Source organism: Pseudomonas sp. EA_35y_Pfl2_R5 (assembly GCF_963970805.1).
Classification (GTDB): domain Bacteria; phylum Pseudomonadota; class Gammaproteobacteria; order Pseudomonadales; family Pseudomonadaceae; genus Aquipseudomonas.
On record NZ_CAXAOW010000002.1, the window covers coordinates 669,390 to 687,649 of the forward strand.

Below are 18,260 nucleotides of genomic sequence, written 5' to 3' on the forward strand. Positions count from 1 at the left end.
AGAACAATGAGGGAAAAATCACCATGCGCAACTCACACATTGCCCTCGCTGGCTTGTTCGGCGTGGTTAACCTGATGAGTACGGCCTACGCACAGACGCCGCTTACTCGCGATTGGTCGGGGGTCTACTTCGGGGGCAGCCTGGGGAGCGCTGAAGGTTCGACCGACACCCGGGCCTCTACCAGCTCGGGCTTCCCTACCTCCTATTTCCAACCTCCTTCCGAGCCACAAGTTGAAGATGCAGCGGATGGGCAGTTGTCGCAGTGGAATCTTTCTGGTGGGTTGTTTGCCGGCTATGGGAAGCAGTTTGGCAAGCTGTATGTTGGCGTCGAGGGCAGCGCTAATAGCCTTAGCTTCGATGAGTCTCGTACCTCTGGGGAACCCTACATTGTGGTTCCATCAGCACGGTTCAGTTACACGCAATCCGTTGAGGCCGATTGGCAAGCAACCCTGCGCGCCCGACTGGGCTGGGCAGAGGATCGCTGGTTGGCCTATGTGACTGGCGGCGCTGCCGTGAGCCAAATCCGCCTGGACACTGCGTTTTCGGATACCACCTTCGGAGGCGGAGCAAGTGGACGGGACTCAACCACTGACACCAAGTGGGGCTGGGTGCTCGGCCTAGGTGGTGAATACGCCTTAAGTAACAGCTGGACCATTCGCGGTGAATACCTGTACGCCGACTTCGGCAAAGTGAGCACTGATACTGTGATCGCTCACCCGGCTTCCTCTATCGTTAGTAACAGCATAAAAGGCTCGGCTGAGTTCAAGACCCAGACTGTTAGCTTGGGCATGGCCTATCGCTTCTAAGATTACGCTCAGCAGCAATAAGCCCCGCACGTGCGGGGCTTTAAAATCTAAACTCTGCCCCTTTTTATGCAGCCGTTTTGCCGCCGAGCTGCAACACAAAGTCCTGCTATAACTGGTGCCAACTACGACCACTACCTGACCCGGCAGTTACAGCCGGTGGCCGATGCCATCCTGCCGTTTGTCGATGACGACTTCGCGACCTTGATTGGTGGGCAGTTGGGTTTGTTCTAGGCCTGCTGCGTACCTAAAATCCCCCTTCAACTGTCAGGACGACATCGCATGCTGCACACCCTCGCCGTCGCCAACTACCGCTCAATCAACACCCTGGTGCTGCCATTGGGCAGGCTCAATCTGGTGACCGGGGCCAACGGCAGCGGCAAGTCGAACCTCTATCGCGCCCTGCGTCTGCTGGCGGAAACCGCCCAGGGCGGCGTGGTCAATGCCCTGGCCCGTGAGGGCGGGCTGGACTCCACTTTCTGGGCCGGACCGGAAACCATCAGCAGACGCATGCTCAGCGGCGAGGTGCCGGTGCAAGGCGGCCCGCGCAAGGAGGCCAAGCGTCTGCGCCTGGGTTTCGCTGGCGATGATTTCAGCTATGCCATTTCCCTCGGATTGCCGGAACCGAGCCTGTCCGCCTTTGCCCTTGACCCGCAGATCAAGCGCGAATGCATTTGGGCCGGGGCCAGCTATCGCCCCGCCTCGCTGCTGGTGGATCGCGCTGGGCCGATGGTACGCAGGCGCGAAGAACGCAGCTGGCAGGTCATGGCCCAGCACCTGCCGCTCTTCGATAGTCTGTTCGATCAGATCGGCAATGACCCGGCCTGCCCGGAAGTGTTTCAGCTGCGCGAACATATCCGCCGCTGGCGCTTCTACGATCACTTTCGCAGCGACGCCGAAGCCCCGGCACGCCTCCCGCAACTGGGCACCCGCACACCGGTACTGCACCACGACGGTCGCGACCTGGCGGCAGCGTTGCAGACCATTCGCGAAATCGGTGACCCGGCTGCGCTGGATGCGGCAATCAGTGACGCCTTCCCCGGCGCACGGTTACGCATCGATATACAGGCTGGAGGACGCTTTGCCGTGGAGTTGCAACAAGACGGATTGCTGCGGCCCTTATCAGCCAGCGAACTGTCGGATGGCACCCTACGTTATCTGCTGCTGGTCGCCGCCCTGCTCACCCCAAGGCCACCCTCGCTGATGGTGCTGAACGAGCCGGAAACCAGCCTGCACCCCGACCTGCTGCCAGCCCTCGGCCGACTGATCATCGCCGCCTCGCAGCACACCCAGGTCTGGGTGGTGTCCCACGCCAGCCGGCTGATCGCCACCCTGGAACAGCACCCCGAATGCAACGCCATCGTCCTGGAAAAACTGCTAGGGCAAACCGTGATCCAGGGTCAGGGCATGCTCGATGAACCAGCCTGGAAGTGGCCGAGTTAACCCTGGCTGGCCCGCGCGTGCAGAAGATTGCGGACGCTAACCACGCCATGACGCACTGACTTGCCCTGTTGAAAACGCTTAGTTACCACCACCCACCGCACCGCCTGTTGAGCCGCCAGCAGCGCCCCGATTGCCACCTGTATTGGACGTACCGCTGCTACCGGCAGCGTCACCAGATGCCCCTCCCTGAGAGCTGTTTTCACCCGTATTAGTGCCGGTTGAATTACCGGGTGCGGTAGTCGACTGGCCTTGTCCGGTGGTTGGCGTACCTGGCGCAGTAGTCGATTGGCCCTGTCCAGTGGTCGGCGTACCCGGCGCAGTAGTCGATTGACCCTGTCCAGTGGTCGGCGTACCCGGCGCAGTAGTCGATTGGCCCTGTCCAGTGGTCGGCGTACCCGGCGCAGTGGTCGATTGACCCTGCCCTGCGGCCGGTGTGCCTGGTGCAGTGGTCGGCTGACCTGTGCCGGGTACAGGAGCACCCGGGGTATTGCTCGGGTTGTTTACTGCCCCCGGTTGCTGGGCGTTGTTATTCACACCCGGGGCATTGTTCTGCTGCTGGTTACTGTTCTGCTGTTGGGTTGCCTGGCCGTTCACAGTGTTGTCGACTGCGGGTAGACCATTGCGCTCGCGCACCATGTTGTCGCCGATTTGGTCACGCTGCTGCTCGAGGGTCATGCCGCCGTCGTCTGCCAATGCGGCCTGGGAAACCAGTATCGCCAAAACCAGCATCGGGAATTTGAGTTTTCTCATCTCGGTTTCTCCAAGAGGTTTGTGGGCTTGCCTAGTGGTGGACCACCGGCATCGCATGCGCGTTCAGCAAATCGGCTGGTCACAAGTCTGGCGTCCCGATGCATGGGTTCGCCATCTCGGAGGAACTTTGTCCAGTCGCTTCTTTTCCGAACGTTAAGGACCGAACTGCGGCCAGCGAACCAGCAGCCGACAAGTCACTCCAGAGAAAGCCCCATGAGCAGACCCGCTACATTGCAAACAAAACAGCCACAACAATTGTTATTCGACAGCGATGGCGTGATTCCCAATAGCCCGCTGCCGGTGCTGATCTATCGTCAGGTCGACCTCAATGGCGATCTGACAGCCGCGTTCGAGCGAGCCTTCGAGGCCAATCAATGGCCGCCACAATGGCGCGACGGCATCTTCGATTATCACCACTACCATTCCAACGCCCATGAAGCACTGGGCGTCGCAGCGGGTAGCGCCGAGGTTATGCTAGGTGGCGAACAAGGCCAGGCGGTACACCTGCAGGCCGGTGATCTGGTGATTCTGCCGGCCGGCACCGGGCATTGTCGTATCGAACAAAGTGCCGACTTTCTGGTAGTGGGTGCGTACCCCGCGGGCCAGGAGCAGTACGATATTCAGCGCGCCGACGCCAGCAACCTCGACGCCTCGCTGGAGCGCATCGCCCGAGTGGCAATGCCGCAAACCGATCCGCTGTATGGCGACCAGGGCGCCCTCGCCCATGCGTGGGGCGTAAAACCTTGAGCGAATACCGTTAACCAGGAGGTCGCCATGAGCATGAACACTGAGTACCTTGCCAACGAACCCACCCGGGATGCACTCGACGCGCTGCCCGGACCCACCCTGATTGAGTTCGGCACACCTTGGTGCGGCCATTGCCAAGCGGCGCAACCCTTGCTCGCCGAGGTATTCGCCGGCCATCCACAGGTACGCCACCTTAAAATCGAGGATGGCAGCGGCCGTCGTCTCGGTCGCTCGTTCAAGGTCAAATTGTGGCCAACGCTGATCTTCTTTCACGACGGCCAGGAAGTCGCGCGCCTGGTCCGGCCCACCAGTGTCGGCCAGATCGAGCAGGCCTTTCTGACGCTCACCACGCCTTAATCCAGACCTGCATGGCAGCGGTCGCGTTAACCCTTTGCGGCCAGTGCAACCGTTGTCGGCAACGCCTTAGGTTTACGGAACACCAGCACGTTACCGAGCATCACCAGCACCAGGCCGAACAACGCCGGAGCCGTCCATTGATAGCCCTCGGCAAACACCGAGATATTCAGCGCCACCACCGGGAACAGCACGGTGCAGTAGGCCGCGCGCTCCGGGCCCATGCGTCCGACCAGGGTCAGGTAAGCGGTAAAGCCGATCACCGAGCCGGGAATCGCCAGGTACAGCAGAGTGCCGACGTAACGGGTATTCCACTCAAAGCCGAACGGCGTGCCGCTGACCAGACAGATCGCCACCAGCATCAGCGCGCCATACAGCATGCCCCAGGCATTGGTGGTCAGCGGCTTGAGCCCGGCCTTTTGCTGCAGGCTGGAGAGTATATTCCCAGCGGAGAAACACAGGGTGCCGACCAGCGCCAGGCCGATACCCAGGAGGGTTTCATGGCTGGCTTCCTGCCCGGCCAGCTCCGGCCAGAACAACAACGCCAGGCCGCCTAGGCCCAGCGCGCCCCCAGCCAGCACATTGACGGCGATCTTCTGCTTGAAGAACAGCCGCGCGTTGATCGCATTCCACAGTGTCGCGGTAGAAAAAATCACCGCCACCAGGCCGCTGGGGATCCACTGGCTGGCGGTGTAGAAGCACATAAAATTCAGACAGAACAGACACAAGCCCTGCACCAGGCAGATCAGCTGACCGCGTGTGTCGAGCTTCTGCAGGCGACCGCTAAGCAGCAGGATAGCGAACAGCACAGCGGCAGCCAGGGCGAAGCGATAGGCAATCGACGCGGCAATCGCCACCTCGCCCAGCTGCAGTTTGAGGGCAATCCAGGTGGTGCCCCAGATCAGTACGGTCAACAGATAAAGCGACAGGTTCATCAACAGACTCCCTTTAGATGGTTGGGAGTTTGCGCCCGATCAGCCTTGGCGCTCTTGCACAAACTTGCGCTTTTTATGGCCTGCCATCCCTGGCGGCCACCCTACGGGCCGTCGCTACGCGACGTTAAAAATTGCTCCCGGCAATTTTTAATCCGCCGCCCGATGCCTGGGCAGTCCAATAGAAATCAACGCCGCCAGCAGGACAAACACCGAGGACACCCACAGGCACGCCTCAAGGCCATAAGCCTGATACACCCAGCCAGACAGCAGCGTGCCGATCAGCCGGCCGAGGGCGTTAGACATGTAATAGAAGCCGACATCCAGCGACACGCCGTCTTCCTTGGCGTAGCTGACGATCAGGTAGCTGTGCAGCGAGGAGTTCACCGCAAACAGCGCGCCGAACAGCATCAGCCCACCGAGCAAGACCCATTGCGCCGGCAAATCACTGTTCAGCCCCAGGGCAATTGCGGCGGGCAAACCGGCCAGCACGGCGGCCCAGGCGAATGCCGCACGGCCATCCGGCAACTGGCCGCTGGCTTTGCCAGTGATGGCTGGGGCGAAGGACTGCACCATGCCGTAGCCAATTACCCAGGCAGCGAGAAAGCCGCCGACCATCCAGAAATCCCAGCCAAACACGCTGGCCAGATACACCGGCAGCGCCACCACAAACCACACATCGCGAGCGCCAAATAAGAACAAGCGTGCGGCGGAGAGAATATTGATCGCCCGGCTCTTGGACAGAATGTCGCGAAACTTCGGCTTGGCTTTCGCCTTGCCCAGATCCTTTTTCAGCAGCAACAGGCTGGCCAGCCAGATCAGCGCCAGCACGGCGGCCATGGCCAGCACCGCGCCGGCGAAGCCGAGCAGCGCCAGCAATGCGCCGCCCATAAAGAAACCCACACCTTTGAGCGCGTTTTTCGAGCCGGTAAGGATCGCCACCCACTGGTATAGCGTGCCCTGCTGGCTGTCCGGCACCAGCAGCTTGATCGAGCTTTTCGCGCTCATTTTGTTCAGGTCTTTGGCGATACCCGACAGCGCCTGCGCGCCCATCACCCAGGGAATGGTCAGCCAGGCCGACGGCACGGTGAGCATCAGCAAGGCCGCCACTTGCAGGCCCAGACCGATATTCATGGTGCGATTCAGCCCCAGCCGCGCGCCCAGGTAGCCGCCGACCAGATTGGTCACCACACCGAAAATCTCATAGAACAGAAACAGCGCGGCGATCTGCAGCGGCGTGTAACCGAGGCTATGGAAATGCAGCACCACCAGCATGCGCAACGCGCCGTCGGTGAGGGTAAAGGCCCAGTAGTTGCCGGTCACCAGCAGATACTGGCGCACTTCGGGAGCCAATCGGGATAAGGCGTGCATCGACGGAATCCTGTTGTGCGAGGCGCTTGATGGGTATCGCTGCGCTCGACCCATCCTACGGTTCTGCGGCGTGGACGTAGGGTGGATGACGCCTTTTTCATCCACCTTGGTTATCTGGTGGATGGATAAAGCGTCATCCACCCTACGGGTCAATCGGCGGTGCCAACCATCCGCGCCAGTTCAACCGCGCGGTTGGCGTAGCCCCATTCGTTGTCGTACCAGGCGTAGAGCTTCACCTGGGTGCCGCCCACCACCATGGTCGACAGCGCATCGATGATCGAAGAGCGCGGGTCGGTGCGGTAGTCGATGGATACCAGCGGACGTTCCTCATAACCGAGAATGCCGGCCAGCGGCCCGTCGGCCGCAGCCTTGAGCAGTGCGTTGACCTCCTCCGCCGTGGTCGCGCGCTCCACCTCAAACACGCAGTCGGTCAGCGAGGCGTTGGCCAGTGGTACACGCACCGCGTGGCCATTCAGCTTGCCGCGCAGCTCGGGGAAGATCTCGGCAATAGCCGTGGCCGAGCCGGTGCTGGTGGGGATCAGGCTCATGCCGCTGGCGCGGGCCCGGCGCAGGTCCTTGTGCGGCGTATCGAGGATGCTCTGGGTATTGGTCAGGTCGTGGATGGTGGTGATCGAGCCGTGGCGGATGCCGAGGTTCTCGTGGATCACCTTGACCACCGGGGCCAGGCAGTTGGTGGTACAGGACGCCGCCGCGACGATGCGGTGCAGCGCCGGATCGAACAGCTGCTGGTTGACGCCCATGACGATATTCAGCGCGCCCTGCTCTTTCACTGGCGCGCAGACCACCACGCGCTTTACGCCCTGATCCAGATAGCCTTGCAGCAGGGCGACGGTTTTCATCTTGCCGCTGGCCTCAATTACCAGATCGCAGCCGCTCCAGTCGGTATCGGCAATGGCCTTGTTGGCCGTGACCTGAATCCGCTTGCCATCGATCAATACACAGTCGCCATCGCTACCGGCCTCATGCAGCCAGCGGCCGTGCACCGAGTCGAAGTTCAGCAGATGGGCGTGGGTCGCGGCGTCGCCGGCCGGGTCGTTGATCTGCACAAACTCCAGCTCCGGCCAGCCCCAGGCGGCGCGCAGCGCCAGACGACCGATACGACCAAAACCGTTGATACCTACCTTGATAGCCATGGACAGAGTCTCTCGTTGAACGGATTAAATATTGCGCGGCGCAAACATGATGATCGCCATGCCAAGCATGGCAACAGCGGCGCCCAGCAGGTCCCAATGGGTCGGACGAATGCCGTCTACCAGCCATAGCCAGATAATCGCCGTCGCCACATACACCCCACCGTAGGCGGCATACACCCGCCCGGCGGCGGTCGGGTGCAGGGTCAGCAGCCAGGCGAACAGCGCCAGCGCGGCGGCGGCCGGCACTAGCAGCCAGATGCTCTTGCCCTGCTTGAGCCATAGGTACGGCAGGTAACAGCCGATGATTTCGGCGAGGGCCGTCAGGGCAAATAAACCGATGGTATTGAGCATCTACACCTCAAACACGAAATCTCTGGAAATGGACAACAACGCCGGTTCAACCACAGAGCGATTGGCGTCCTGGACGGTTACGCATACCGAGCAAGCGCTCATTGTCCGCTGCCATTTGCGGATCATCGGTTTGCATCAGCTGCGCCAGAGTCTGCTCTGCCCAAGCCGGCAACTGCGGATGCACACGGTAGTAAATCCACTGCCCGGCGCGACGGTCTTGCAACAGACCGCTACTGCGCAGCAACGCCAAATGGCGGGAGATTTTCGGTTGGCTCTGCTCGAGGGCTGCCGTCAGCTCACACACGCACAATTCACCCTCGCGCACGATCTGCTGGGTGATGCGCACACGGGTTTCATCGGCCAGCGCCTTGAACAACTCAGTAGGAGTCATGGTTAACACCTGAATATCTGTAATTTCAAATATACGAATTATCGCATATAACTCAATTCAGCCCGACTCAGTCAAGCGTCTATGCGCTCAGCGGCGCGTGCCTCAGCGAACGTGAGACGTTCGGTGGCCCTGCCCGATTGCATAATCTTGCGTTTTTCCGCCTGCGGGGGCTGGCACGCGGGCAAGCCCGGCGTAGCATGGAGCGACGGAGGATTTATGTCGCAACTTGAGCACCTACAGGTTTTCCAGAGCATGCACAGCTCGCCCAACACCCGCCTGCACCGCAGCGCCGAACTGGGTGACGGGCTGGCGGCTGCCGTGTGGAGCAACCGCCATGATGCCCGCGACTACGAAGCCCCCAGCCATCACACCCTGTCCTGCTACCTGGCCGGCGGCACCGGCACCTTCCGCCGCGAAAGCCCGCACAGCAAAGGCGCACCGGACAAGTTATGCATCCTCCCGGCCGGCCATCAGTCGGAATGGGTGATCAACGGTGAAATCCAGCTGGCCCACCTGTATATCAGCCAGGAGCAGTTCGCCCTGGCGGCCGTCAATCTGCTGGACCGTGAGCCACGGGAACTGGAGCTGCGCGAGGGCACCTTTCTCGACGATCCGCAGCAGGCCCAGCGCTTTCGTCAGCTCAGCCAGCTGGATTGGCTTGAGCCGGCCGAACGCCTGCTCAGCAGCAGCCTGGCCCATGGCCTAATCAACCACGCCCTGCTGTCCCAGGTCGGCCGCCGTGAAGGCCTACGCCTGACCGGCGGCCTGGCCCCTAGCCAGCGCCGCCGGGTGCGCGAGTTTATCCAGGCCAACCTCAGTGAAGCGCTCAGCCTGGGTCAGCTGGCCAGTTTGTGTGCGCTCTCCGAATACCACTTTGCCAGGATGTTCCAACTCAGCTTCGGCCTGCCACCGCACCGTTATGTGCTAGCGCAGCGCCTGCGCCATGGTCAGCAGCTGCTGCAGCACAGCACCCTAGCACTGGCTGAAGTGGCCCTGGCCTGCGGCTTTGCCAGCGCCAGCCACTTCAACAACCGTTTCCGCCAGGCTTTCAGCGCTACACCTGGGCAGTATCGCGCCGCCCTGCAACGCCCCTGAGCCCACGCCAAGCAGCATCAGCCCGCCGCATACCCGCCTATCAGACAACGCAGCTTGCGCCCCTTGTGCCTGAAAACAGCCTGCTAATCCCAAGCAGGCTGTGCAAGAATCATCGGCTGCCTTCGAGAAAGCTGCCCATGCCACGATCCATTCATTCGCCTGCCCGGTGCCACTGATGGCCCTCGATATCCTGCATCTACGCCAGGAAGACTGGCGCGCGGAATTCGGCGTGGGCGATCTGCAGCGCGGCCAAGGCTATGCCGTACAGGGTCGCAGCCGTTTGCTCAGCCTCAAGGACAACACCTTGCTGGCCAGCTGCCGTGGCTCCGGTGCGCAAACCTATCAGCAACGTATCACCCTGCATCATTACGGCCAGGGCTGGGGCGTGACCGGCCATTGCAGCTGCCCGGTGGGTTTCAACTGCAAACACGTGGCCAGCGCCCTGCTCACCCTGCAAACCCAACAGGAACAAGGCGTCGACCTCTCGCCGCTGATCGTCAGCAGCCCGCAGGCCCGCGAAGAGTGCCTGGAAAACCTGCAACCAAGCCCGGTACTGAGCCTCGGCAGCCTGGTGCGCGTGCACTTCGATGCGCGCAAGGGCCGCATGCAGGAGCAGACCCAGCACCGCGCCGCATTGGCCTTCGATTACCAGGGCCACGTGGCATCTGGCAAACAGGGCAAGGACCTGTTGATCAAGCAGAGCGCCCAGCACAGCCTGCGCATCGTGCGTGATATCAGCGCTGAAACCCAACTGCGCAAACGCCTGGAACAGACCGGCCTGCAAGTGGCGCTGCGACAGAGCGAAGCGCTGCCGGAAAGCGCCGGCGAAGCTTACGAGCAACCCAACGAGACCGCCTGGCTACAGTTTGTCCGCGAGCAATTGCCGCTGCTGCGTGAGGAAGGCTGGCAGATCCGCATGCAGCCGGACTTCCAGTTCAACCTGACGCCAGTCGATGACTGGTACGCCGAAGTCGAGGAAGACCCCGAGCAGAACTGGTTCGATCTGGAACTGGGTATCGAGGTCGAAGGCCAGCGCATCAGCCTGCTGCCGATTCTGCTGCAAGCCATCCGCCGCGCGCCCTGGCTGCTCAATGGCGAGGCGCTGAATAAACGCGATGATGAGGTGCTGCTGGTCAACCTGCCGCACAACCACAAACGCGTGGCGCTGCCGCTGGCGCGGCTGAAACCGCTGCTGGCGACCTTGGGCGAGCTGTTTGTGCGCGAGCCCGGCGAATCCAGCCAGCGCCTGCGCCTGTCGCGCCTGGATGCCGCACGGCTGAATCACCTGCAGGAAGGTCCGGCACTCAGCTGGCAAGGCGGCGGCCAGCTGCGCGACTTCGCCGAACGCCTGCAGCGGCTGGACAGCGCCACCCTGCAAGCGCCCGCCGGCTTAGAAGCAGAGCTACGGCCCTATCAGCTGCAAGGTCTGGCCTGGATGCAGGGCCTGGCCGAGCTGGAAGTCGGCGGCTTGCTGGCCGATGACATGGGCCTGGGCAAAACCCTGCAGACCCTGGGGCATATCCTCTGTGAGTTCAACGCCGGGGGTTTGCAGCAGCCGGCGCTGATCGTCATGCCCACCAGCCTGATTCCCAACTGGCAGGATGAAGCCGCGCGCTTCACCCCGCAGCTCAAGGTGCTGGCGCTGCACGGGCCGAAACGCCGCGCGCTGTTCAAGCAGATCGACGAGCACCAGATCATCCTCACCACCTACGCCCTGCTGCCGCGCGATCTAAAGGCACTGGCCGCGTACCGCTATCGTCTGCTGATTCTCGATGAAGCGCAGAACATCAAAAACCCGCGCAGCAAGGCCGCCATCGCTGCCGGGCAGCTGCAGGCCGGACAACGCCTGTGCCTGACCGGCACGCCGCTGGAGAATCACCTCGGCGAACTGTGGTCGTTGTTCAACTTCCTCATGCCCGGCTGGCTGGGCGACAGCAAGAGCTTTACCCGCGACTACCGCACGCCGATTGAAAAGAACGCCAACCAGCAGCGCCTGACCCACCTGACTGGGCGGATCAAGCCGTTTATCCTGCGCCGCACCAAGGAGCAGGTAGCCAGCGAGCTGCCGCCGAAAACCGAAATCACCCACTGGGTCGAACTCAGCGCGGCGCAGCGCGACCGTTACGAAACCCTGCGCCTGGCCATGGACCAGAAGGTTCGCGCGGAAATCGCCCGCCAGGGTTTGGCCCGCAGCCAGATCGTGATTCTCGAGGCGCTGCTGCGCCTGCGTCAGGCCTGCTGCGACCTGCGCCTGCTCGGTGATGACGGCGACAGCAGCCTGACTAGCGCGGACTCCGGCAAGCTCAGCGGCCTGCTGGAAATGCTTGAAGAACTGTTTGTCGAGGGTCGCCGGGTGCTGCTGTTCTCGCAGTTCACCTCGATGCTGGCATTGATCGAAGCCGAGCTGAAAGCGCGCAATATCCCCTACGCCAAGCTTACCGGCAGCACCCAGGATCGCCGAACCCCGGTGCAGCAGTTCCAGGCTGGCGAACTGCCGATCTTCCTGATCAGCCTGAAAGCCGGCGGCGCAGGCCTGAACCTGACCGCCGCCGATACAGTGATCCACTTCGACCCCTGGTGGAACCCCGCCGCCGAAGCCCAAGCCAGCGACCGCGCCTACCGCATCGGCCAGGACAAGCCGGTGTTCGTCTACAAACTGATCGCCCGTGGCAGCGTCGAAGAGAAGATCCAGCAGCTGCAGCAGGCCAAAGCCAACCTGGCCCGCGGCGTGCTGGAAGGCGGCAGCCAGACCCAGCTGCAGCTCAGCGAAGACGATCTGCAGGCGCTGTTTGCGCCGTTAAGCGACTGACTCGCCTTTAGTCGTTTCTCAGCCGCACTATTGGGCCTATTGCGTTTGCGCAATAGGCCATTGGTCGGCAATACGAGAAGGCCTAGTGCATAGCACAATTGCCAACAGATCGTAGGGAGCATGCCAGCTATGACACATACCAACAGGTCGTAGCCCCTTGCGAGAGGCCTTACACGATCGTGCCCTACGGACGAATCGAGTAGACAGGGCACTGTGCAAAGATGACGCAAATCGGCGCGTTGCTGTCCGCATTCTGGCAGGTATCCAGGAAGCAAGATGCTAGTCTGATTAGGCCGAAGGCCCAGGGTCGTTGTCCACTGCGTGCAAGCTAGGGAGGCCAATCTCGCTATCATTCGGGCACATCCAGATATCCCGCTCAGTTTTTCAAATCCAGGAAATCAACCATGCCCAGTAGTACGCGGTTTGCCGTTGCAGTCCATATTCTCACCGGGTTGGCCATTCACGAAAATGAACCCTTGCCATCAGAGATTATTGCCAAAAGCGCCAGCACCAATGCCTCGGTTATTCGACGCATCTTGTCGATGCTTAATGATGCCGGCTTTTCCACCTCACAGTTAGGCCAGGGCGGCGGAGCGTTATTAGCCAAGCCGGCCAGCAGCATCAGCTTGCTGGACATATACCGAGCGGTGGAAACGGTTCCATTGTTCTCCATGCACAGAACGGCTCCGGACAAAGGTTGCGCGGTGGGCAAATACATCCAACCGATCTTGCAGGAGAAAATCGATATAGCCACCGCCGCACTGGAACTCGAACTCAGTCGAGTAAGCATTGCCGATATCGCCGGCCAAATCTCCGAAAGCGAACGCGCCTGTCCTGATTTGCTGGATTACCAGGCCCGCTAATCAGGCATTGCGGCCACGCTCAGGGGCTGGCCAAGCAAGGTGCTCATGATCTTGCGCGCGTTGTCCGGTGCGGCACTGCTGCAAAACGCCAGGGTGCCCGGAGCTTGCTGGGTGCTGAGCAAATCCAAGGCCCGCAATCGCCGCCCTACCTCAGCAGCAACCGCCGCCGAGGGGTCGATAATCTGCACAGCGGGCCCCACCAGCCGCTGGATACTGTCGAGAAGAAACGGGTAGTGAGTACAGCCCAGCACCAAGGTGTCCATGCCTTTGTACAGCGCAGGCATCAGCAAATTCCTGAGCTGTTGCTCCACCTCGCTGGAATGCAGATCACCCAACTCGACCTTGTCCGCCAGCCCTGGGCAGGGCACGAACAGCACCTCCACCCCGGCAGCATAGCGCTTGCGTAGTAGTTGCAGGCTTTCGCTGTGCAGCGTGCGGGTGGTGGCCATAACCGCAATGACCCCGCTCTGGGTCATGGCCACAGCCGGTTTGATAGCTGGTTCGATGGCGATAATGGGGATCGTGAAGCTGTCGCGCAATTCGCTTACCGCCACTGCAGTAATGGTATTGCAGGCGATCACCACGGCTTTGCACTGCTGCTCAACCAGATAACTGACGACCTGCGCGGACCTTGCGCTGATCCAGGCAGGACTCTTGTCGCCATAAGGTGCATAACCCGAATCGGCCACATAAAGCAGATTTTCCCGTGGCAGCTCTGCCTGGATTGCGCGCAACAGCGACAGCCCCCCTACTCCCGAATCGAGTACGCCTATTGGCCTATTTACATCCACTTCCACTGCCCCAAGTAACAGTCATATCCACGCGCCATTGGATTTATTCCATGGTTTTATCGAGTTTTGCAGCCCGCTGACCACGCGGGGTCCATGCTGTCAGCAGGGCCGGGGTAGCGTGCAGCAACAACATAGACAAGGCACCGGCCAGCATGCCCCAGAACGCCGAACCGATACCCAGCAAAGAAACCCCCGAGGCGGTTACCAGAAAGGTGATCAGGGCCGCTTCACGGTGCTGTTCTTCCAACAGGGCGCTGGCCAGGCCATTGCCTATGGTGCCGAGCAGGGCCAAGCCGGCGATGGCCAGAATCAGCTCATTGGGGAATGCCATAAAAAGCGCCCCCACAGTGGCACCGAAGATGCCCACCAGCAGGTAGAAGAAGCCTGCCGCGACCGCTGCCGCATAGCGTCTTTTCGGGTCTTCATGAGCTTCCTTGCCGGTGCAGATGGCCGCGGTGATGGTCGCCAGATTCAAAGCGTAAGCGCCGAATGGGGCCAACAAGAAGGTCGCCACACCAGTCCAGCCAATTAATGGCGAGCTAGGCGTTTGATAGCCGGAAGCACGCAGTACGGTAAGCCCCGGAATGTTCTGCGAGGCCATGGTCACAGCGAATAGCGGCAAAGCGACGCCTACCATGGCCTGCAGGCTGAAGCTTGGCGCGACGAATTCGGGTACGGCCAAGGCCAGGTCGACCCCCTGAAACGCCAACATACCTGTGCCTGCGGCAATACAGATGCCGACAAGCAACGGCACCATGACCGCATACCTGGGCAGCAGGCGGCGCGCCAGCAAGTAAGAGAGGAACATGGGGAACACCAGGCTGAACTGGGTTTGCATGGCCTTGAAGGCATCCAGACCGAAACGCAGCAATATGCCGGCCAGCATGCCTGCGGCTATAGCCATGGGGATATGCTTGACGATGCGCTCGAACCAGCCGCTGAAACCGCATAGAGCGATCAGCGCGCCGCAGACGATAAACGCGCCAGTGGCTTCCTCTAGTGAAACGCTGGGAGCGCTGGTGATCAGGATCGCCGCCCCGGAAGTAGACCAGGCAATGGCGATCGGCGCCTTGTAACGCAGTGACAGCGCAATACCTGTCACCCCCATACCGATGCACAGGGCGAGCATCCACGAGCCGATCTGCGCCGGCGTGGCACCCAAGGCCTGAGCGGCCTGAAATACCAGAACGGCAGAGCTGGTGAAACCCACCAACACCGTAACGAACCCGGCATTGATGGCGGAAAGAGACAGATCGTTGAAGAAACGCATAACCAGATCCTGTTGTCTTGAAAGCAGCCAGGCCTTCCGCACGCGAAAGGCCTAGCGGAACATAGGCGCCCGCCGTTACTGCGAGGCAACCTGTTCGTCGGCGACGGCTTTGCTATAGGCCGGATGAGCCTGCACCGCTGCGATCATGCGCTTGACCTTGTCACTCATCAGGATATCGACCGGGAAGTAAACGCCCCAGCTCGCATACACGGTCAACATCATATCGACCACGGAAATGCGCTCGCCGAAGATAAAGGTCGAGTTCGTCAGCTGCGCGTCCACCGAAGCCCACAGGGTGCTGATGATGTCGCTGGCGGCATTCAACGCCTGCTCTTTGGCCGGACCGTCTGCAAGGGTTTTGCCGATAAAAAACAGGCGACCGTATGCGGGGTGCATCGTGGCGTTGGCAAACATCAGCCACTCGGTGAAGCGGGCTTTTTCCAAACCGCCATCGGGCAGCATCTGGTTTTTGTGCTTCTCCAGCAGATAGAGAATGATGGCCGCGCCTTCGCGGATGACCTGACCGTTATCGACCAGTACGGGAACCATTCCGCGCGAGCCCAGCTTTTCAAAATCGCTGGCCTTGTTGCGGTCAATCAGTTCGACGTCCTGATTGAGCTCGTTGAGCAGCGCATGGATGGCCAGCGAACAGGCGCCTGGCATGTAATAAAGTTTGTACATGATGTTCTCCTACCTTGGTTTCGAGCTGTTGCTCTTCGAATTGGCCTGCCCTTAGCGAGCGTGCCGTCCATCTCTGCTGCCTGCTCCCTCAAGCTCAGTTTGCCGCTGCCAAGTGAAGGCAGGCACACAGTCGTTACAACGTTGCAGCACTTGTATGCGTGCTGATGCTGTTACCAACACCAGCCGTTTTGTTGCATGGGCACAGTCTAAATATGCTCAGTTACTTATGTATACCTACAATCTTTTAGTTGCTACATTTACAAGTAACCATCTGGTAACTAGCTAGCTGAGGAGAGAACATGCTGCCGAGACGGCGCAACCCTGTAGCCCACCCCCGCTGCCCCTTGAGCGAATGCTTGAGCATCATCGGCGGCCATTGGACGCCCAATATCATCTGGTACTTGAGCCAACAACCACGTCGCTTCAGCGAGCTGAAGACAGACATTCCTGGCATTTCGGCCAAGGTTCTTAGCGCCCGCCTGAAGAAGCTCGAGGCCGAAGGAGTGGTCATCCGCGCGGTACTGCCCACCTCGCCGCCCAGCGTCGAATACAGCCTTTCGGGTCTGGGCCAGGAGCTGAAACCAGCGATCGAAGCCATAGTCGCGGTGGGCCATCGACTCAAGGAAATCGAGCAGGCCGCAAGCTGATAGCCCGTTCTGGCATTAGCCATGAGCATCGCCAGCTGGTTACCGAGGACCTGCATCAGCTCCATGCCGAACTGCCCCCTCAGGCCGGCATGGAGCTGTGCCTGGCTTGATCTAGCCAGGGTGCTGCAACCGGTCGCGCTCACTCACCTGGATGCCGCCGGTGCCCCAATTGTCGGTATTGACCTCGTCGATAACCACGAAGGTCGTGGCTGGGTTCTTCTGCAAAACATCCTGCAGAAGTTGGGTGACGCCGGCGATCAGACGCGCTTTCTGCTCCCGGGTTACCCCCAGGTCGGTCACTTTGATATTTACGTAAGGCATGTTGTGCTCCAATTTTTGTTTAGCTGACGAGGGTGCTGTCAGGCGCAGCCGCAGCTCTCGGCTTGCTCTGCACTCAGGTGCGACACGTTGTGGGTGACGAAACCGCTGCGCTTCCACCAATCCAGACCGCCGATCAGCTCCTTAACCTTGAAACCGAGGCGGGCCATCTTCAGCGCCGCAGAGGTGGAGGCGTTGCAGCCGATGCCATCGCAGTACACGACATACAGCGCAGTACGGGACAGTTGCGCGGTGTGCGCCTCAATCATGCGTTTATGCGGAAAGCTCAGGGCCCCGGGGATGTGTTCGCGGCGAAAAGACTCGATGGAACGTGCATCGAGAATCACCAGGTTCTCGGCCGTTTTCTGAGCTTCTGCCAAGTCCCAAGAATCGATTTCGAAAGCCAGCTTGTTGGCGTAATGCTCAATCTGTTGCTGCATGATGGTCTCCAGGATGATGGGCGATACGTTAGCGCCCGGCCCGCTAAACGCCGGGCGCTGGCGATCAAGCGCGGATAAAGCGCTGCTCGCGATCGGCATCGAAATAGGGGCTATCAACGATCTTGCTGCCGTCTTCCTTGCATATTTCCAAGTGAAACTTGGTTGGCCCGGCATAACCGTAATGATCACGGGGAATCTCGATGCTCTTGGCGCGGGCCAGGTCATAGCGCGAGTCGTCGGCGATAAAGCGCAGGGAAAAAGCGTCGCGGGTTTCCAGCTCGCCTTCGCCCAGCTTGACGCTGCGGTGAATCACGTACTTGTCGAAGAGCAGCGCGTCACCCAACTCGTAGTCGTCCTCGACCGAGAAGTATTCGAGCAGGCGGCCAATCCCGGGCGAGTTGAGCGGCTCGTCGCGCAGCGCCACGTAGTCGTCAAAGGCGATGCCGCCGGACTTGATGCGTTCATCCAGGCAGCGAAAGACGGCCGGGTCGATATAGTCGTACATGAACTCGCCGGAGATGATGTCGCGCGGCACATAGCGCATACCGCCGGCCTGCTGCTGAGTATTGATCGGGTGCAGGGGCGCCCAGAGGGTGGTGGCGTAGTCTTCCGAGCGGTTGAAACCGAAGCTCTGCGATTCGATATGCCAGGTGAAGCCCTTGCTGACATTCCTCTTCAGGCCGAAGCCGACACCCTGTGTGAAGAACAGAGTGCGCTCGGTGAGGTCGTGCATGATCTTCTTGAACTGCTGGTTGGCGAGCAACTCGAAAATCACTTCATCGTTGTTGCACAGGTCATAACGCAGCTTGTCGAAGCCCTTCTGATAATGATCAGTGGGCGTTTCCAGCTCATCATTCACCCGCTTGCGCAGGTACTCGATCATGTCGCGGGAAAAGAACTGCTTGAGCAGGACGAAACCCGTGCGCTGGTAGTCGGCAATATGCTCATCGGTTAGACGGAAGTTCTGATTAAGCGTTTCCACAAAACACATCTCCATTGTTTATTTGCTGGACTCGTAGGACTCTGCGCGCAGCAGGCGGCACGAACCTG

Annotated in this window: 20 protein-coding genes and 1 pseudogene; 9 read left to right on the forward strand and 12 right to left on the reverse strand. The window is 60.5% G+C overall.

What is annotated here, in order from left to right:
* Nucleotides 1–23 precede the first annotated feature (23 nt).
* The 3 genes and pseudogenes from AACX99_RS07050 to AACX99_RS07055 all read left to right on the forward strand — a co-directional run bounded on the left by AACX99_RS07050 (nt 24) and on the right by AACX99_RS07055 (nt 2,246).
* The gene (locus tag AACX99_RS07050) at nt 24–806 is read left to right on the forward strand and encodes an outer membrane protein (RefSeq protein WP_339410525.1); all 783 of its coding nucleotides are present in this window, start codon (nt 24–26) and stop codon (nt 804–806) included.
* Between the two features lie 120 nt (nt 807–926).
* A pseudogene (locus AACX99_RS22155) lies at nt 927–1,037 on the forward strand (hypothetical protein); the annotation flags it as partial.
* A gap of 48 nt (nt 1,038–1,085) precedes the next feature.
* Nucleotides 1,086–2,246 carry an AAA family ATPase gene (locus AACX99_RS07055; protein ID WP_339410527.1) on the forward strand — a complete coding sequence of 387 codons (1,161 nt, stop codon included), beginning with the start codon at nt 1,086–1,088 and terminating at the stop codon, nt 2,244–2,246.
* 78 nt (nt 2,247–2,324) lie between these two features.
* Here AACX99_RS07055 and AACX99_RS07060 read toward each other — a convergent pair whose 3' ends face one another.
* Nucleotides 2,325–2,996: a hypothetical protein gene (locus tag AACX99_RS07060; RefSeq protein WP_339410528.1), complete on the reverse strand. Its 672-nt coding sequence runs from the start codon at nt 2,994–2,996 to the stop codon at nt 2,325–2,327.
* Between the two features lie 213 nt (nt 2,997–3,209).
* On the opposite strand from AACX99_RS07060, the gene AACX99_RS07065 reads away from it, so the two are divergent.
* Entirely contained in the window at nt 3,210–3,743 is a 534-nt protein-coding gene (locus AACX99_RS07065; RefSeq protein WP_339410529.1) for a cupin domain-containing protein, read from the forward strand.
* Between the two features lie 33 nt (nt 3,744–3,776).
* Nucleotides 3,777–4,100: a thioredoxin family protein gene (locus tag AACX99_RS07070; protein WP_339410594.1), complete on the forward strand. Its 324-nt coding sequence runs from the start codon at nt 3,777–3,779 to the stop codon at nt 4,098–4,100.
* Nucleotides 4,101–4,126: 26 nt separating this feature from the next.
* Here AACX99_RS07070 and AACX99_RS07075 read toward each other — a convergent pair whose 3' ends face one another.
* The 5 genes from AACX99_RS07075 to AACX99_RS07095 form a co-directional block, all read right to left on the reverse strand.
* A complete protein-coding gene (locus tag AACX99_RS07075) occupies nt 4,127–5,032 on the reverse strand; it encodes a DMT family transporter (RefSeq protein ID WP_339410530.1) in 906 nt (301 codons plus the stop codon).
* Between the two features lie 147 nt (nt 5,033–5,179).
* Nucleotides 5,180–6,400, reverse strand: coding sequence for an organoarsenical effux MFS transporter ArsJ (gene arsJ / locus AACX99_RS07080; protein WP_339410531.1), 1,221 nt, complete (start codon nt 6,398–6,400; stop codon nt 5,180–5,182).
* Between the two features lie 149 nt (nt 6,401–6,549).
* On the reverse strand, nt 6,550–7,554 hold the full coding sequence (locus AACX99_RS07085; RefSeq protein ID WP_339410533.1) for an ArsJ-associated glyceraldehyde-3-phosphate dehydrogenase: 1,005 nt from the start codon (nt 7,552–7,554) through the stop codon (nt 6,550–6,552).
* Between the two features lie 24 nt (nt 7,555–7,578).
* Nucleotides 7,579–7,905 carry a YnfA family protein gene (locus tag AACX99_RS07090; protein WP_339410534.1) on the reverse strand — a complete coding sequence of 109 codons (327 nt, stop codon included), beginning with the start codon at nt 7,903–7,905 and terminating at the stop codon, nt 7,579–7,581.
* A gap of 46 nt (nt 7,906–7,951) precedes the next feature.
* Complete coding sequence (locus AACX99_RS07095; protein ID WP_339410535.1) at nt 7,952–8,296, reverse strand: metalloregulator ArsR/SmtB family transcription factor; 345 nt, start codon at nt 8,294–8,296, stop codon at nt 7,952–7,954.
* A gap of 216 nt (nt 8,297–8,512) precedes the next feature.
* Between AACX99_RS07095 and AACX99_RS07100 the strand changes: the two genes are divergently transcribed.
* From AACX99_RS07100 to AACX99_RS07110, 3 genes are all read left to right on the forward strand, one after another.
* A complete protein-coding gene (locus AACX99_RS07100; RefSeq protein ID WP_339410536.1) occupies nt 8,513–9,391 on the forward strand; it encodes an AraC family transcriptional regulator in 879 nt (292 codons plus the stop codon).
* A 175-nt stretch (nt 9,392–9,566) separates the two neighbouring features.
* Nucleotides 9,567–12,200 carry a DEAD/DEAH box helicase gene (locus AACX99_RS07105; RefSeq protein WP_339410537.1) on the forward strand — a complete coding sequence of 878 codons (2,634 nt, stop codon included), beginning with the start codon at nt 9,567–9,569 and terminating at the stop codon, nt 12,198–12,200.
* 404 nt (nt 12,201–12,604) lie between these two features.
* Nucleotides 12,605–13,063, forward strand: coding sequence for an Rrf2 family transcriptional regulator (locus AACX99_RS07110; protein WP_339410538.1), 459 nt, complete (start codon nt 12,605–12,607; stop codon nt 13,061–13,063).
* Here the strand turns inward: AACX99_RS07110 and murI are convergent.
* The 3 genes from murI to AACX99_RS07125 are packed head-to-tail and all read right to left on the reverse strand — an operon-like array spanning nt 13,060 to nt 15,805.
* On the reverse strand, nt 13,060–13,860 hold the full coding sequence (gene murI / locus AACX99_RS07115; RefSeq protein ID WP_339410539.1) for a glutamate racemase: 801 nt from the start codon (nt 13,858–13,860) through the stop codon (nt 13,060–13,062). The two genes, AACX99_RS07110 and murI, sit on opposite strands and share 4 nt — an antisense overlap.
* A gap of 37 nt (nt 13,861–13,897) precedes the next feature.
* A complete protein-coding gene (locus AACX99_RS07120) occupies nt 13,898–15,166 on the reverse strand; it encodes a benzoate/H(+) symporter BenE family transporter (protein ID WP_339410540.1) in 1,269 nt (422 codons plus the stop codon).
* A 33-nt stretch (nt 15,167–15,199) separates the two neighbouring features.
* Nucleotides 15,200–15,805 carry a glutathione S-transferase family protein gene (locus tag AACX99_RS07125; protein ID WP_339410542.1) on the reverse strand — a complete coding sequence of 202 codons (606 nt, stop codon included), beginning with the start codon at nt 15,803–15,805 and terminating at the stop codon, nt 15,200–15,202.
* Between the two features lie 356 nt (nt 15,806–16,161).
* On the opposite strand from AACX99_RS07125, the gene AACX99_RS07130 reads away from it, so the two are divergent.
* Nucleotides 16,162–16,452: a winged helix-turn-helix transcriptional regulator gene (locus tag AACX99_RS07130; RefSeq protein ID WP_339410544.1), complete on the forward strand. Its 291-nt coding sequence runs from the start codon at nt 16,162–16,164 to the stop codon at nt 16,450–16,452.
* A gap of 111 nt (nt 16,453–16,563) precedes the next feature.
* Here AACX99_RS07130 and AACX99_RS07135 read toward each other — a convergent pair whose 3' ends face one another.
* The 3 genes from AACX99_RS07135 to AACX99_RS07145 form a co-directional block, all read right to left on the reverse strand.
* Nucleotides 16,564–16,773 (reverse strand): tautomerase family protein, encoded by a 210-nt coding sequence (locus AACX99_RS07135; RefSeq protein ID WP_339410546.1) that lies wholly within the window; start codon nt 16,771–16,773, stop codon nt 16,564–16,566.
* Nucleotides 16,774–16,811: 38 nt separating this feature from the next.
* Nucleotides 16,812–17,210 (reverse strand): rhodanese-like domain-containing protein, encoded by a 399-nt coding sequence (locus tag AACX99_RS07140; RefSeq protein ID WP_339410547.1) that lies wholly within the window; start codon nt 17,208–17,210, stop codon nt 16,812–16,814.
* Nucleotides 17,211–17,274: 64 nt separating this feature from the next.
* Nucleotides 17,275–18,192: a hypothetical protein gene (locus AACX99_RS07145; RefSeq protein WP_339410549.1), complete on the reverse strand. Its 918-nt coding sequence runs from the start codon at nt 18,190–18,192 to the stop codon at nt 17,275–17,277.
* Between the last annotated feature and the right edge of the window lie 68 nt (nt 18,193–18,260).